The 16,064-nt window shown below is 40.7% G+C and carries 13 protein-coding genes; 10 read left to right on the forward strand and 3 right to left on the reverse strand.

Features of this window, described 5'->3' with window-relative positions:
• The first annotated feature begins 52 nt into the window (after positions 1 to 52).
• The 4 genes from FY557_RS03855 (at position 53) to fabG (ending at position 4,523) form a co-directional block, all read left to right on the forward strand.
• On the forward strand, positions 53 to 1,438 hold the full coding sequence (locus FY557_RS03855; protein ID WP_149245971.1) for a hypothetical protein: 1,386 nt from the start codon (positions 53 to 55) through the stop codon (positions 1,436 to 1,438).
• A gap of 8 nt (positions 1,439 to 1,446) precedes the next feature.
• The gene (gene rsmI, locus FY557_RS03860; protein WP_149245972.1) at positions 1,447 to 2,121 is read left to right on the forward strand and encodes a 16S rRNA (cytidine(1402)-2'-O)-methyltransferase; all 675 of its coding nucleotides are present in this window, start codon (positions 1,447 to 1,449) and stop codon (positions 2,119 to 2,121) included.
• The gene (locus FY557_RS03865) at positions 2,122 to 3,597 is read left to right on the forward strand and encodes a WG repeat-containing protein (RefSeq protein ID WP_149245973.1); all 1,476 of its coding nucleotides are present in this window, start codon (positions 2,122 to 2,124) and stop codon (positions 3,595 to 3,597) included.
• A 182-nt stretch (positions 3,598 to 3,779) separates the two neighbouring features.
• Entirely contained in the window at positions 3,780 to 4,523 is a 744-nt protein-coding gene (gene fabG / locus FY557_RS03870) for a 3-oxoacyl-[acyl-carrier-protein] reductase (protein ID WP_149245974.1), read from the forward strand.
• Positions 4,524 to 4,622: 99 nt separating this feature from the next.
• On the opposite strand, the gene FY557_RS03875 is transcribed toward fabG, so the two are convergent.
• The gene (locus FY557_RS03875) at positions 4,623 to 5,663 is read right to left on the reverse strand and encodes a GMP reductase (protein WP_149245975.1); all 1,041 of its coding nucleotides are present in this window, start codon (positions 5,661 to 5,663) and stop codon (positions 4,623 to 4,625) included.
• A gap of 160 nt (positions 5,664 to 5,823) precedes the next feature.
• Between FY557_RS03875 and FY557_RS03880 the strand changes: the two genes are divergently transcribed.
• The 3 genes from FY557_RS03880 to FY557_RS03890 are packed head-to-tail and all read left to right on the forward strand — an operon-like array spanning position 5,824 to position 8,269.
• The gene (locus FY557_RS03880) at positions 5,824 to 6,651 is read left to right on the forward strand and encodes a prolipoprotein diacylglyceryl transferase (protein WP_228451695.1); all 828 of its coding nucleotides are present in this window, start codon (positions 5,824 to 5,826) and stop codon (positions 6,649 to 6,651) included.
• Positions 6,620 to 6,856: a hypothetical protein gene (locus FY557_RS03885; protein WP_149245976.1), complete on the forward strand. Its 237-nt coding sequence runs from the start codon at positions 6,620 to 6,622 to the stop codon at positions 6,854 to 6,856. Before FY557_RS03880 ends, FY557_RS03885 begins: the two co-directional genes overlap by 32 nt.
• Positions 6,857 to 6,865: 9 nt before the next feature.
• Positions 6,866 to 8,269: a radical SAM protein gene (locus FY557_RS03890; RefSeq protein ID WP_149245977.1), complete on the forward strand. Its 1,404-nt coding sequence runs from the start codon at positions 6,866 to 6,868 to the stop codon at positions 8,267 to 8,269.
• Between the two features lie 124 nt (positions 8,270 to 8,393).
• Here the strand turns inward: FY557_RS03890 and surE are convergent, their stop codons facing one another.
• Positions 8,394 to 9,164: a 5'/3'-nucleotidase SurE gene (gene surE / locus FY557_RS03895; protein ID WP_149245978.1), complete on the reverse strand. Its 771-nt coding sequence runs from the start codon at positions 9,162 to 9,164 to the stop codon at positions 8,394 to 8,396.
• Between the two features lie 398 nt (positions 9,165 to 9,562).
• On the opposite strand from surE, the gene FY557_RS03900 reads away from it, so the two are divergent.
• On the forward strand, positions 9,563 to 11,692 hold the full coding sequence (locus FY557_RS03900) for a carboxy terminal-processing peptidase (RefSeq protein ID WP_149245979.1): 2,130 nt from the start codon (positions 9,563 to 9,565) through the stop codon (positions 11,690 to 11,692).
• Between the two features lie 55 nt (positions 11,693 to 11,747).
• Here the strand turns inward: FY557_RS03900 and FY557_RS03905 are convergent, their stop codons facing one another.
• Positions 11,748 to 12,251 (reverse strand): superoxide dismutase family protein, encoded by a 504-nt coding sequence (locus FY557_RS03905; RefSeq protein ID WP_149245980.1) that lies wholly within the window; start codon positions 12,249 to 12,251, stop codon positions 11,748 to 11,750.
• 147 nt (positions 12,252 to 12,398) lie between these two features.
• Here FY557_RS03905 and FY557_RS03910 point away from each other — a divergent pair, with 147 nt between their 5' ends.
• Together FY557_RS03910 and FY557_RS03915 are read left to right on the forward strand one after the other, a co-directional pair.
• A complete protein-coding gene (locus FY557_RS03910; RefSeq protein WP_149245981.1) occupies positions 12,399 to 13,301 on the forward strand; it encodes a GyrI-like domain-containing protein in 903 nt (300 codons plus the stop codon).
• Positions 13,302 to 13,817: 516 nt separating this feature from the next.
• Entirely contained in the window at positions 13,818 to 16,034 is a 2,217-nt protein-coding gene (locus FY557_RS03915; RefSeq protein WP_149245982.1) for a TonB-dependent receptor, read from the forward strand.
• Positions 16,035 to 16,064 lie beyond the last annotated feature (30 nt).

Here is a 16,064-nt window from a genome sequence, read left to right on the forward strand (position 1 = left end):
TTAGCAGTATATTTTCAAGATCAAAAGTAAGCAATTTTAACAAGATTCTTCTATGCAGAACATCCAAGATTTAAAGGAAAAAATTTTTTTTGAATCCAGGAATATCATTGGTATTCTGGACAAAATAAGCCATGTCGACGAGCTTTCGTCCAAGCTGGATCTGGTGGAAGAGCTGGCCGAAAGAATTTCTTTCCTGCGTCTGCTGGAAAAGAATATTACCTATTTCGGAAATGAAAATTATTCGCCGGTTCCGGAAAATAACGAAAATTTTTACCGATCCGGTGAAAATGATGAAGTAACAGAAGAAGAAGCCATTTTCAACAATGAACTGAATGAAATAAAACCCGGCGGTTACTCAGATCAGGTGACTGAAGAAGAGGCGATTTTCAATAACCAGTTAAATGAAATTGTAGAAGAAGAACTTCACGAAACCTTAGTGAATTTTGCAGAGGAAAATAAAGAAACGGATGTTCAGGAAGTGCTGAATGAAAATTTAGGCATTTTTAACGATCAGCCAGATGAGAATAATGAACCTGAAAGTCCTCATACCAATGCAGAAGAGAATAATTTTCCGGATGAAGAAGAAAATCCTTCTGAATCTGATCCTGATGATGAAAAGACGGAGAAAGAGGCCGTTTTCAATAACCAGCTGAATGAAATCGATGAATTTGAAAATGAAATTTCGGATAATGAAGGGGAAATTTTAAATTCTTTCGAGGAAGAAGAAAGGATCCTGAATAATTTTGAATCTGCTTCGCAACCGATAGAGCACCCGGCTGAAGAATCCAGTAACCCGCCGATTTCGTCCAACGTGATGATGGAGCAGGGGGAAATGGCTACCGATACTTCCGGTATGGAAAATATTGTAAACGATCTTAGAAATGAAACGGCAGAGGAAGAGAGGCAGGAAGAATCTGTTTTGGAGGAAACTAATGACAGAAGAAAAATTGTAGACATTGAAACGCCGGTTTCTGAAGAAGAAAGAAATTCGGATGAAAACTCTGAAAGCCTTGAAGCATACCATGCTTACAATTATGATAAAAAAATAAAGCTGGCCAATATCAGAGGCCTGAAAGCCGTTCAGTCATTTTTTGATGAAGATCATCTTACAAGTGGGCAATCGGCAGAAAAATCAGCTTCTGTAGAAAAAGAAGATACAGGGAGTATTTTAAAAACCAATATTCCGGATAATTTTATGGAAGCGGAAAAGAAAAAGCCTGAGTTCAAACTGGATTTAAATGACCGGATTGCCTTTTCCAAAACCTTATTCGGAGGAAGCCAGTCTGAGCTGAACGAAGTAGTGGCGAATCTCAACAGCTTTAAAACGCTGGAAGAGGCAAAGGAATACCTGAGCGACCTCTATTATTCCAGAAAATGGAATAAAGTGGATGAATATGCCCAAAGGCTTTGGATATTGGTGGAAAATAAATTTTTATAAACTTAATTTTGAGCGGAATCCTATATTTTGTTCCCACGCCGGTCGGGAACCTCGAAGATATGACCTTCAGAGCGGTAAATGTCCTGAAAGAGGTTGATTATATTTTATGCGAAGACACCAGAACTTCCGGAATTCTTTTGAAGCATTTTGAGATTTCAAAACCCTTGAAATCCTATCACCTGCATAACGAGCATCAGGCAACTGAGAAAGTAATCACAGACCTTAAAAACGGCCAGAACATTGCCATCATCACCGATGCGGGGACTCCCGGAATTTCAGATCCCGGTTATCTGTTGGCCAAAGCCGGTTCGGATCATCATATTGAAATGATCTGCCTTCCCGGCGCTACAGCTTTTGTTCCGGCACTCGTGGTTTCAGGATTGCCCAATAACGAATTTCTGTTTGCCGGATTCCTTCCGCAGAAAAAGGGTCGTCAGACCAAGCTGAAACAGTTAGCAGAAGAAAAAAAGACCATTGTCCTGTACGAAAGTCCGCATAAGATCAATACCACCCTGGAACAGATCAGGGAATTCTTCGGTGAGGAGACCAAAGCAAGTCTGAGCCGCGAAATCTCCAAAAAATTTGAAGAGACCAAACGCGGAACAATTCTTGAACTTATTGAATTTTCAAAAAGCAAGACCTTAAAAGGCGAAATCGTCCTCATCGTAAATAATTCCATTTAATTGAAAAAATTAATTTTCGTACTGTTTTCGTCGGTCTGCTTCGGACAGACAGATCAGTATAAGCAGATCCTGTTAACCAGAAAACTGGGTAAAGAAGTCCGTTCCTATTCAAAAGGTTACGGGATATTTACTGATGCCAAAACCGGAAAAGCAGGAATTGTGGATTCACTGGGAAATATTACGTTTGATTATCCGGCAAAAAGTGAAATTTCTCCTCTTTGGAAAAACCGCTTTGTTCTGAAAGCAAAAGCCGGAAAAGAGAATGGAAAAACGGCCGTTATCGATGCTGAAGGAAAAGAAATCATCCCGATGGACCTGTTCAAATTCAGGACCTGGGAAAATAAAGACCGGCTGATCTGTACGAAACAGGGAAGAGATAGAGTCTGTGATTTTAACGGAAAGGAAATTATTCCCTTTTCAGAAAAAATTGTATTCGGAAGCGAGAACAGGTTTTTCGTGAAAAATAACGGGATCTGGCTGATCTATGATTTCAGCGGGAAAAAAATTTCCGGCCGGGAGTTTGCGGAAGATCTCCGGTTTTATAAAGGCAGGGCCTATCTTACCCAGGGGGAAAAATCCGGTGAAGTGATTGATAACAACGGGAAAACCATCAGTACCATTTCCGGCCATAATGTAGATAATATCAATGCTTTTCCTTATCTGATTACCCTGGATGTTGCCAAGGAGAGATACGGAATTATCGATGAAAAAGAAAAGGTGATCGCTGATGAAATATACGAACAGGCATTCGTAGGAAGAGAATATATTTATCTTACAAAAGACGATAAAGTAAGCATCTTTTCAAAGAAAGAAGGCAAACTGTATGATCTTGATTACCATTATGTAAACCCTCTTTTTAATGGTCTTTTCAAAACGTCGCAGGACCAGGCAAACCCGAAGACTGCCGTTGTGCGCCTTAATGGAGAAATTGTCTTTCCAAAAGAATACGACAGGGTGGAAGGGCTTACTATTTCCGGCGGGAGATATCTGTATCTGAGAAAAGAAAAAGAGGAAAAAATTTTAGATAAAGATTTAAAAAATATTCTGAATGACGACTACGGAATCGAAAAAATATTCCCGAATGCCCTTATTCTGAACCGAAATGATACCTATTATACCTTTTCTCCAAAGACCGGGCAGTATAAAGAATTAAAGACCCTTAAAGAAATCAGGGAATCAGAACTTTATCCTGCACTTGTCGGGAAAAACGGCGATAATCTGTACGGAATGATGGATGAAAACGGTAACGAAATGGTTCCTTTCGTCTATGATGACATCACTACTTTCCTGGGGGCCGATGAATTTATAGTGAAGAAAAACAACAAATTCGGAGTAACCAATCATCAGAACGAGCCGCTGACGGAAATAATTTACGATAGATTTCTCCATGATAAAAAGGGTATCAGGCTCACAAAAAGCAAAGAATCCGAATTCATTTATTTCACGGAACAGAAGGACCGGGATTTTACCGATTGATCAACCGTAATGTCTTTATGACAAAAAACAGCTGAGAAATTTTGCTAAAAGAGTGATTTAAAATGTAATGAACAACATTTTATAATATCTTTGCGCACTGTTTTATTTCTGTAAAACTCAATAATAGATAGTAGCCGGATTTCAGAGGTGAATAGATTAGAAAGTAAATAATTGTCATATATATGAAACTATTAGAAGGAAAAGTAGCGCTAATAACGGGAGCTACACGAGGAATCGGTAAAGGAATTGCTGAAATGTATGCTCAACAGGGGGCAAAAATAGCATTCACCTATGCCGGATCGGTAGAGAAAGCAAAGGAATTAGAAGCATCTTTAAGTTCTGTAACGCAAATTAAAGGGTACCAGTCGGACGCATCGGATTTTGATGCTGCGCAAACTTTGGTGGATGAAGTGATGGCTGAGTTTGGTAAAATTGATATTCTGATCAACAATGCAGGAATTACAAAAGACAACCTATTGTTGAGAATGTCTAAAGAAGACTGGGACAAAGTAATCAATGTTAACCTGGATTCCGTATTTAACCTTACAAAAGCGGTAATTAAGCCGATGATGAAGGCAAAAGCAGGATCGATCATCAATATGACTTCGGTAGTTGGTATCAGCGGAAACGCAGGCCAGGCCAATTATGCGGCATCCAAGGCAGGAGTAATCGGTTTTACAAAATCGGTAGCTTTGGAACTGGGTTCAAGAAATATCCGTTGCAACGCTATTGCTCCGGGGTTTATCCAGACTGAAATGACAGATGCTTTGGATGACAAGGCAAAAGAAAAATGGAATGAATCGATCCCAATGAAGAAACTCGGCCAGACCCGGGATGTTGCCAATGCATGTGTATTTTTAGGAAGCGAAATGGCTTCTTACATTACCGGACAGACCTTAAATGTGGACGGAGGCTTGCTAACATAAGAATCATTGTTAAATAAAATATAAACGAAAATCCGTCACAATGGGACGGATTTTCTGTTTTAACTTATCAAGGAATACCTTTGATACCTTATTGAATCCTCAGTCTTTAAATACCTGGTTTTCCTGCTCTTGTACCCTGATGAATGTGGTCCTTTTGGAGAGCTCCTTTAGTTTTGAAGCACCGACATAGGTACAGGTGGAACGGACGCCGCCAAGAATATCCTTTACCGTCTCAGAAACCGGACCTTTATAAGCTACTTTTACCGTTTTTCCTTCCGATGCACGGTATTCTGCCACACCTCCCGAATGTTTATCCATGGCTGTTTTTGAACTCATTCCATAAAAAAGCCTGTATTTCTTGCCGTTTTCCTCTACCATTTCACCTCCGCTCTCGTCATGGCCGGCAAACATGCCTCCCAGCATCACAAAATCGGCACCTCCGCCGAAAGCTTTGGCTACATCGCCCGGAACTTTACAGCCGCCGTCTGCAATAATGTGGCCTCCCAATCCATGAGCGGCATCCGAACATTCGATAATCGCGGAAAGCTGCGGATATCCTACTCCGGTTTTTACCCGGGTAGTGCAGACTGAACCGGGACCGATTCCGACTTTGATGATATCGGCACCTACCAAAAGGAGCTCTTCTACCATTTCCCCGGTTACCACATTGCCGGCCATGATAATCTTGTCCGGATAATTAGCCCTTGCTCTCTTCACAAACCCGACGAAATGTTCGGAATAACCATTCGCTACATCGATGCACAGAAACTCGATTTTAGGATGCCGTTCAAGGATTCTTCCAAGCTTTTCTTCGTCAGCTTTTCCTGTTCCGGTACTTAAGGCAATATATTGATGAATATCTTCGGGATGGCTGTTTAAAAATTCCGTCCATTCCTCTACCGAATAATGCTTGTGGATGGCAGTAATGATCTTTTCTTTTGCCAGCTCCACCGCCATTTCGAAAGTTCCCACCGTATCCATATTGGCCGCGATTACCGGGATTCCTTTCCATTTTTTACGGGTATGCTTAAATGTAAATTCTCTTTCCAGATCAACTTCCGAACGGGATTTCAGAGTAGAGCGTTTCGGACGGAACATTACATCTTTAAATCCCAGTTTAATATCATATTCTATTCTCATATTTGGAAAATTATTTTATTTAAATGTATGAAAAAACTTTGATTGAAACCTTTCAGATCAGGATTGAATTTTCTAAAAAGACATTTTTCTATGGCTAAAAACCTTTTCTTAAAAACCTTTGAGCCGATTATGTGTTCCTGATAAAAATCCCTTGATTATTATGCTTTTGTTCTTAATTAAAAACAATACTTTTGATACCATGGATTTCCCGGTAGCTTTTCATCTTTTTGGCAAAACCATACTCGCACATCCGCTTTTTGAAGCATTGGGGATGTTTATCGGGATGCGCTATTATTTTTATCTAAAAAGAAAATCCAGCGAGAAGGTTTCCTTTAATGTCTCGGCTGCCGTGTTAATCGGGGCAACAGCGGGTGCTTTGTTCGGTTCTAAACTGATCGGGAATCTGGAAAATCCATACAAGTTATTCGGCCATTTCGACTTTAAGACGGTCTGGACCAACAATACGATTGTCGGTGGGCTGGCATTTGGCTTGATGGGAGTGGAGCTGGCCAAAAAAGCGGTCGGTCATAAGGAAAGCACCGGCGATCTGATTGTTTTCCCGTTGATCCTGGCTATGATCATTGGAAGGATCGGCTGTTTCCTCACCGGGATTTACGAAGAGACATATGGTGTTCCCACCGATTTCATTTTCGGAATGCATCTCGGCGATCAGTACCTGAGGCATCCGGTAGCATTATACGAAATTGCTTTTCTGATCATTCTCCGGATTATCTTAAAAACTATTCAAAGGAAAAAAAACTATCCTTCAGGTTTTATATTTCAGGTCTTTATGCTGAGTTACTTTACCTTTAGGTTCCTGCTGGACTTTATTAAGCCCAGGATAGAAATTATCGGAAATTTAGGAACTATTCAGATCGTATGTATTTGTGTAATTATTTATTACATTTATATAATAAAAAATACTGTCCGCTTTATTCACTCAAAAAACAAAACTTATGAAAATCCTCACCCTGTTGGAAGTTGGTAATCTCGGAGGCCTGGTCCTGATGATTATTCTCATCATCCTGTTTGTGGCTTCCATTTTTTCCCTGATTGTTACTTTAATTGTCAAGGTCGTTTACGAATCAAAAGATAACCGGAAATTTTCCAGGAAACAGTTTATTCAGACGATGCTGATTTGCTTGTTGTTCTGTGGATTGGTGAGCGGATTTATTTGCGGAGGAGGAATTTAAATCAAAATTATGCCGGTAAGAAATTATACGTATTACGATTATACGATCAGCCTGTGCCCGGAATGTCTGAAAAGGGTAGGTGCAAAAATTATTATTGAGGATGAAGCGGTTTTCATGACGAAAAGATGTCCGGATCACGGATTTTTCAGGACCAAGATTGCTTCGGATGTCCATTACTACAAAAATATAAGAAATTACAATAAAGCTTCGGAAATGCCGGTGCATTTCGGGACGGAGGTAGCATACGGCTGTCCGTACGATTGCGGTTTGTGTGTGGATCATGAGCAACACAGCTGCCTTTCGATTGTGGAAGTAACGGACCGCTGCAACCTTAGCTGTCCGACCTGCTACGCCATGTCTTCCCCGCATTACGGAAGCCACCGAAGTCTGGAGGAAATTGAGGCGATGTTCGATATCATTGTAAAAAACGAAGGAGAGCCCGATGTGGTCCAGATCAGTGGAGGTGAGCCGACCATCCATCCTGAGTTTTTCAAAATCATGGACATTGCCAAATCGAAGCCTATCAAACATTTAATGCTGAATACCAATGGGGTGAGGATCGCCAATGATTCCGGGTTTGCCGAAAAGCTGGCGACCTACGCACCGGAATTTGAGGTTTATCTCCAGTTTGATTCCTTTAAGCCGGAAGTGCTGCAGGATTTCAGGGGGAGAGATCTTACCGATGTCCGGATGAAGGCTTTGGAGAAATTAAATGCACTGAACCTTTCGACCACGCTGGTTATCGTATTGCAGAAAGGCAAAAATATCGATGAAATCGGCAAGATCATCGAGTTTGCCTTAAAACAGAAATGTGTCCGCGGAATAACCTTCCAGCCGGTGGAAATTGCCGGAAGGAACCGGGAAGATTCGGCGCACGAAAAAATAACGCTTACCGAAGTACGTCAGGAAATCCTGAACCAGTTTCCGCTGCTGAATTCCGATGATCTGATTCCGGTTCCCTGTAATCCTGATGCTTTAGCAATGGGGTATATCCTGAAACTCGAAGGGGAAATCATTCCTTTAACACGCTACATCAATCCTGCTGATCTGCTCAACAATGAAACGCGGAATACCATCGTTTACGAACAGGATACCGGATTGCAGATGCAGCTGCTGGATATTTTCAGCACGGGAATTTCCGTAGATAAAGTACAGCCTAAAGTCAATCAGTTATTGTGCTGTCTTCCTGAAGTTTCCGCGCCTAATCTGGATTACGATAACCTGTTCAGGATCATTATTATGAACTTTATGGATGCCCATGATTTCGACGTCCGTGCCGTAAAGAAATCCTGCGTCCATATCGTAAATAAAGATCTGAAGCTTATACCTTTTGAAACGATGAACCTCTTTTACCGGGATGATAAGAGCAAATACCTGGAAGAATTGAGACGGGATGATAAAGTACTGTTTTGATACAGGTTTCGGTTGTTGATGTCCTGTCTTTTTAAATAGAAAATCCCAAAGAACGATCTGTGGAAATCTGTGAAATCCGTGGGAAAAATTAAGGCGTAAAAAAGTTACGCCTTATTTGTTTTGTTTAATCGAATTTCATTACCTCATTCAGCGTATTCATATACTCATAAGCCGTAAGGTCGAATTTTACAGGAACAATAGAGATATATCCGTTGGCAAGAGCCGTTTCATCAGCATCCTCCGATTCATCCATATTGTTGAAATAACCGGTCAGCCAGTAATATTTTTTACCGTGGGGATTCACCCGTTCATCAAAGCTTTCCTCCCATTTGGCATGGGCCTGCTTGCATACTTTTACGCCTTTGATCTCCTCTTTCGTAAGCTTCGGAATGTTTACATTTAAAACGATCCCTTTCGGCATCGGGTTTTCCAATGTTCTTTTAACGATATTCTGAATGTATTCTTTGGCTTGGCTAAAATCAGCTTCCCAGCTGAAATCCAGCAAAGAGAACCCAATCGCGGGAAGATTTTCCACACCGGCTTCCACTGCAGCAGACATTGTTCCTGAATAGATCACATTGATGGATGAATTCGCTCCGTGATTGATCCCGGAAACCACGATATCCGGTCTTCTCGGCAGAATTTTATCAAGCGCCATCTTTACACAGTCTACCGGTGTTCCGCTGCATGAAAAATCGGTCTGAGGACCTTCCAGATGGACTTCTTCATAGCTTAGGGTAGAATTAATGGTAATGGCGTGGCCTTTACCGCTTTGTGGGGAGTTGGGTGCTACCACCACTACTTCTCCGATTTCGTTCATAAAACTGACAAGGTTTCTGATACCCGGCGCTGTAATTCCGTCGTCATTCGTTACCAGAATAAGTGGTCTTTCCATATACATTTTTAATTTTAACAAATATACTATAAAAGCTTTTCTTTAAAAACCATTGTATTTAAATATTATCAGAACCGGATATTGTTTTGTGTTCACAGATACTCATGGCTTATTACAGGAAATATTCTGTTGATATTTTACCGGTTTACATCCCTATTTATTGTTCAGAATACAAACAAAAAGGCTTGAATCATAACTTTTTAATTTTATCATTTATTCTTTTAATTTTAAATTTTAACAGTCTGAATTAATCAAAACTTCGATATTAATAAAATTCCTTAAAAGTAATTGATAATTGCAAATAAGGTATTAAATTTGATAGTTTGTAACGGTACCAAAAAAAGTACGACCTATCAAACAACTTTTTTAAAAATTAATAAAAAATACATTACAGATTTATGTGGAAAAATTTTAAGCTAAATAAATTTTTACTCCTAATTCCATTAACAAGTCTAATGTTTTGTTTCAACTCGCCAAAGAATGATGACGAAAAGATGCAGACGATAATGGTGAGCGTGAAAAATACACTTTCTTATTTGCACTACAGTCCGAAACCGATTAATGATGCTTATTCAAAGGATGTTTACAAGCATTATTTTGAATTGGTGGATCCGGGCAAAAGATACTTTATTCAGTCGGATATGGATGAGTTTGGCAAGCATGAGACCAAGCTGGATGATTATATCAACCAGGGTGATCTTACGTTTTACAAGCTTACTATCGACAGGCTTTATCAGCGGGTAGATGAAATCGATAAAATTACCCAGGATATTTTCAGCAAGCCGATTAATCTTGAAGAAGATGAAACACTGGTTTTAGAGCCGAAAGTGAAAAAAGTTCCGGCCAACAAACAGGAACAGTATAATGAATGGAAGAAGTTCATCAAATACAATATCCTTCAGGAAATTGAATCGATGAACAGCAAAGAAGAAGCTCAGAAAGAGAAGAAAGATTCCGTACAGAAATACAACCTCAAGGATACCATTAAGTATCAGCCGCTTGCCGCAGATCAAAAACTGAAAAAAGCAACGGATGAGGTAAAAGACCTTGTAAAAGAAACGTTTACAAGATTTAAGAAGAGAAAGAAAATGGACTGGTTTACAGTATATATGAATGCCTATACCGAAGTTTTCGATCCTCATACCAACTATTATTCTCCGAAAGACAAAGAAGATTTCGATACCAATTTCACCGGGAAAGTAATCGGAATCGGGGCAATTATTCAGGAGAAAAAAGGGAATCTTTATCTGGGTGCCCTTACTATCGGAGCACCGGCCTGGAAATCGAAGCAGCTTTCCGAAGGCGATAAAATCCTGAAAGTAAAATCCAAGCCGAAAGAAGATGCCGTAAATGTTGTAGGCATGCTTTCCGACGAAGCGGTACGATTAATCAGAGGAGAGAAAGGGACACCGGTAACGCTTACGGTTCAGAAGAAAGACGGGACGATTAAAGATGTAACGATGATCCGTGAAGAAGTAGCCATTGAAGACACTTTTGCCAGAAGTATTGTGGTAAACTCACCGAACGGAAAAAAATACGGATTTATCAATCTACCGAGTTTCAACGCCGATTTTGAGAATCCGAACGGCAGAAATGCTTCTGATGATATCAAGAATGAGATTGTTAAACTGAAAGCTCAGGGGATTCAGGGAATCGTTTTAGATCTCAGAAACAACGGAGGAGGATCCTTGACAGAAGTAGGGGATATTATGGGACTGTTTATGCAGGCCGGGCCTTATGTTCAGGTAAAAGACAGTAACGGAAAAATTCAGACCTTAAAGAATAAAAACGAGACGCCGATCTGGACAGGTCCATTGGTGATTATGCAGAACGAATTATCTGCTTCAGCATCAGAAATCCTAGCCGGAGTAATGCAGGACTACGGAAGAGCCATGATTATCGGATCGCCTCAGTCTTTTGGAAAGGGAACCGTACAGACCTTCGTGGATTTGAATAGATTCTTAAACACAGAAGATGATTTCGGATCTTTGAAACTGACCATTCAGAAATTCTACAGAATTACAGGAGAATCTACCCAGCGAAAAGGAATTGTTTCCGATATCCAAATGAAAGACTTCTTTACTTATGCTGAGGTAGGAGAACGATATGACGAATATGCGCTTGCATGGGATAAAATACCTTCTACCAGCTTCCAAAAACTGAATTATTTCAATATTCAGGCATTGGAAAAAGCCAGCAATGACAGAATGGCTAAGAATGCGAAGTACCAGCTTCTGCTGGAATCGGCACAGTGGAGAGAAAAACTGGATAAAGAAGAAACGATTACTTTGAACATCAATAAGTTCAACGAACTGATGAAGCAAAGGAAAGCGCAGATCGATAAATTCAAATCGCTGACGAAATTTGAAAACGGACTTCAGTTTACTTTGTATCAGAATGAAATTGAAAGGGAGAAGAAGGATGAAGCATTTAAGAAGAAATCCGAGATCTGGATCAAGAACCTTAAGAAAGATCTTTATCTTCAGGAAGCAATGAATATTATTGCAGACATGAGTGTAAAATCTTAAGATAAAGAAAAGCCGCTGATGAAAATCAGCGGCTTTTTTATTGCAATAAACATAATTATTTTATCTCTACGCATCCCACCCGTCCTCCGGCGTTTCCCGTTGGCTGGGTGTGGAAATCATCGGCTGCAGCATGAATAATCAGGCCTTTTCCGATAATGTTTTTAGAGGAATCTGTACATCCTAAGCACCATTTGTCGGTTTTGAAAGTCAGCATGGCATTTCCGCTCTGGTCTGCGGTAAGATTTCCGATATCGCCCATATGGAAGTGTTCTGCACCCCATTTTCCATGGTCGTCCTTGGCGGGGTTCCAGTGTCCCCCTGTTGAAGTTCCGTCTGCTGCCGAACAGTCGCCTTTCTCATGGATGTGTACGGCATGAATTCCCGGGGTAAGGTTTGTCACGGCAAGCTTCATAATAACCTCGCCTCCTTTCTGGGTAAATTTGGCGGTTCCTCCCGTTTGGGTGTTGCTTTTAGACAGAACCGGATACGTGTTCGTGGTTCCGCACGAAACCGCAAAAAGCGCGCAGCCTGCCAATAATGCTAATGTTTTACTTTTCATTGTTCAAATGTTTTAAAGTGATTGTAGCATAAATTTAATAAACATTTGGCGAAAAGTTTCACGATCCGAGGATTATTTACAGAATAGCAATAAAAGACAAGCTTCTTTCTTCCGAACTTTATACATTTGCTCCAAACGCTCTGGAACGTGGAAGAGTACAAAAAGAGAATCGTAAAAGCCATCCGTTATATTGATGACCATCTGGATACCGACCTGTCGCTGCAGAAAATTGCTGAGGTAGGCGCCTATTCGCCGTTTCATTTTCACAGGATTTTCAGGCTGGTGACTGGTGAAACGCTTCAGCACTACATTACCAGGAAAAGAATGGAAAGGTCAGCGTTTTACCTGGCTTTAAGGAAACAGCTGAGCCTTAAGGATATTTACCTCCAGTTCGGTTTTTCAAGCCATTCCGCTTTTACTAAAACTTTTAAAAACCATTACAGACAGTCACCTTCCGCATTCAGGAAATCTGTCCCGGAACATTTTCATAAGATCCGCTTACAGGAAAGCAAGAACGGACAAGCCGATACGGTTTTCAGCACTTACATTTGCAATATCGAAAACCTTTTAAAATGGACAAAAATGAATTTAAAAATTAAAGTCGCCCATCTTCCTGAAATGCATCTGGCAGCTGTTATGAGCTTGGGAATTACTAATGTAGAGCCTTCTTATACCATTCTGATCGATTGGGCTAAAGGAAAAAATCTGTTTCCCTGTGAAAATGTAAAGATGATTTCAGTATATCACGACAGCTTCACAGTTACGCCTCCGGATAAAGTAAGAATCCATGCCTGTATGCTTTTAGACGAGACGTTAAAGAAACCGGAAGGCGAAGTCTTTGCCGAAACCATTGATGCAGGAAAATTCATCGTTGGAAGCGGGGAAGTCACCCTGAATGATTTCGAGAAAAGCTGGATGTCCCTGTTTCTGTGGATGAAAGAGAACGGCTATTCTGTCCGTAAAGCCTTCCCGTTTGAAATCTACCATACCAACTTCAAAGAACACCCCGAAGGAAAAATAATCGTTGATTTCTGCATTCCGGTTAATTAACTTGCTTGAGAGGTGAATGATGAACGGTCAATTCGCTTTACCTGTCCATTTCAATTTACTGAATATCATGCCTAAAATAGGCAGTAGTAAAGCTTACCCTTAAATTATAAAATCACGGATAATATCTTAAGCTAAATTCCACTCCTTTGAAGGGACGGCAAAAATTCATAGAATTTTGACAGGATTAATTAAGATATACATAATACTTAAAAATTAATATGAACTTAACGTTATTCGATTTATCTTCAGTTAGTTATTGAGCCATGGCTTAAATAGGCTCTGACTGAGTGTAAAACGGTTTCATACTGTTGGCAAAAGAAACTTCCGGCATCCAGTTTCCCTCTTCCAGCCTCTGAATGATGTTCAAGGTAAATACTCCCACAATCTCCAATTCAACCTCCCCGTCACCCCCAAAAATAAAATTTTACTGTTCAGTTTGCAAAACCTACCGTTCAGTTACAAAAATTTATTCCTTCCGGAGTTTCGATCTACTTTTGAATTGAAATAGAAACAGCTATGAAAACAAAACTACTACTTCTCACTACCTTTTTATCTTTCACCTTTCATCTTGCACAGATCAAAATCTCGGGAAAAGTAACCTATAAAAATAAAGAGGCCGGAGAAGTAAGCGTAACCTTAAAAGATACGTATGACGGTGCCACCACAGACGCCAGCGGAAACTTTTCTTTTGAAACCTCTGAAAAAGGAAATTATACCCTCGTCTTTACAAGCCCGAAATATATACCGGCTGAAAAGGCCGTACTTATTGAAAACCAGGATCTGGTAATCAATATGGAGATGAAAGAACAGATCAGCGAGATCGACGCAGTGGTAATTTCTGCAGGTTCCATTGAGGCCAGCGATAAAAGGAGAGCGACTGCTGCTTTGACGCCGATGGATATTTATACGACGGCAGGTTCGCAGGGGCAGACTACCACCGGGTACAAATTTTTACCGGGTGTACAGAACGCTGGAGACAGTGAGGGGCTCTTCGTAAGAGGCGGAACAGGAGCGGAAACCAAGTTTTATATCGACGGCAATTTGGTCAATAACTATTTCAGCAGCTCTGTGCCGGGTTTGGCAGGCAGGGAGCGTTTTAATACTTCTATATTTAAAGGGAGTATTTTTTCCAGCGGCGGCTATTCTGCATTGTACGGCCAGGCTTTGTCTTCGGTTCTGCTTTTGGAAAGCGTGGATATGCCGGATGAAAGTTCCTATTCCTTCAATATTTTCCCTTTTTCCCTGGGAGGAGATTACCAGCATGTTAATGAAAAGAAGACTTTCAGCTATGGGATCGATGTCAATATTTCAGATCTGGGGCTGGTCACGAAATTGCTGAATTTCGAAACAGACTTTATCAAAGCCCCGAGAAGTATTTCGGTAAACGGAAATTTCAGGATTAAAACAAAATCCGGCGGTTTCCTGAAATATTACGGGAGTTTCGATGCCAATTCTTTAACGGTCTCTCAGCCGAGCCTGGAGCAGAATTACGATGAGCAGCAGCCATCCGTTAACGGAAAAAATACTTTTCACAGCCTTACCTACAAAAAGAAAATGGGACGTTACCTGATGAACCTGGGATCTTCTTTCAGCATCAATAAAAGCGACCTGGAAATCGGAATCGTAAATGAAGGAAATAAGATCGGTACCGTGAATATGAATACGGAAGGCCTGTACTGGAACAGCCGGGCGGTCTTTGAACGGAAAATTGCAGCCGTAAGCAATATCAAAGCAGGTTTTGAGCTTCTCTCGGAAAACGATAAATCTTCATTCTCCATATTCGGTTCGCCGCAGCAGCAGAACAGCATCACCAATTTTACCACAGCTTTGTTTGCGGAAAACAACCTGGCTTTCGGGAGAAATTTCTCCACCAGCTTAGGGATACGGGCAGAAAATTCAAGCTTTCTGAACCAATGGAATGTGGCCCCGCGTGTTTCAGCCGCCTACCGTTTATCAAAGAACTGGGTAAGCTCATTCGCCTACGGGATTTTTTACCAGACGCCGGAATCGAAATATTTAACGCAGAACTTTAAGCAGAACTTCCAGAAAGCCACCCATTATATTTTCCAGATTCAGAGAAGCGAAGATAACCGGACATTGAGGATGGAAGCATTTTATAAAGACTATAAAAATCTGGTGAAGACCTTGGTGTCCGGTTTTCAGAATACCATCCTTCCCAATTACGGAAACGGTTTTGCAAAAGGGGTGGAAATACTCTGGAGGGATAAGAAGAGCATCAAAAATGTAGATTATTGGATCTCCTATTCTTACCTGGACAGCAAAAGGGAATTCCTGAATTATCCTACTGAGCTGTACCCGGGCTTTGCAGCAAAGCACAACATGTCCCTGGTGGCCAAGAAATTCGTGACTTCATGGAAAACAGGATTTAATTTTTCCTATACCTATACTTCCGGAAGACCTTTTTACAACATCGTGGCCCAGGGCGGAGAGAATAACCTGCAATCGGAAGGGAAGGTAAAGAATTTTAATTCCCTGAATTTCAGTCTGAATTACCTTCCAAATCTTGGAAAGAAAGATGCAAAAGCATTTACCATTCTGGTAGCCGGGGTTAATAATATTTTAGGAAATAAAAATATCTACGGCTATCGTTTTTCTTCCAACGGCGATAGGAGCGCTCCCGTTCTGCCTGCTGCCCAAACTTTTGTCTACATCGGTGCGCTGATCAGTTTCGGAATCGATAAGACCCAGGAAGCAATAGATAACAACCTTTAGAAATCCATTAAAATCAATACAACAATTAAT

The sequence above is a fragment of the Chryseobacterium sp. SN22 genome, assembly GCF_008329705.1.
GTDB lineage: Bacteria > Bacteroidota > Bacteroidia > Flavobacteriales > Weeksellaceae > Chryseobacterium.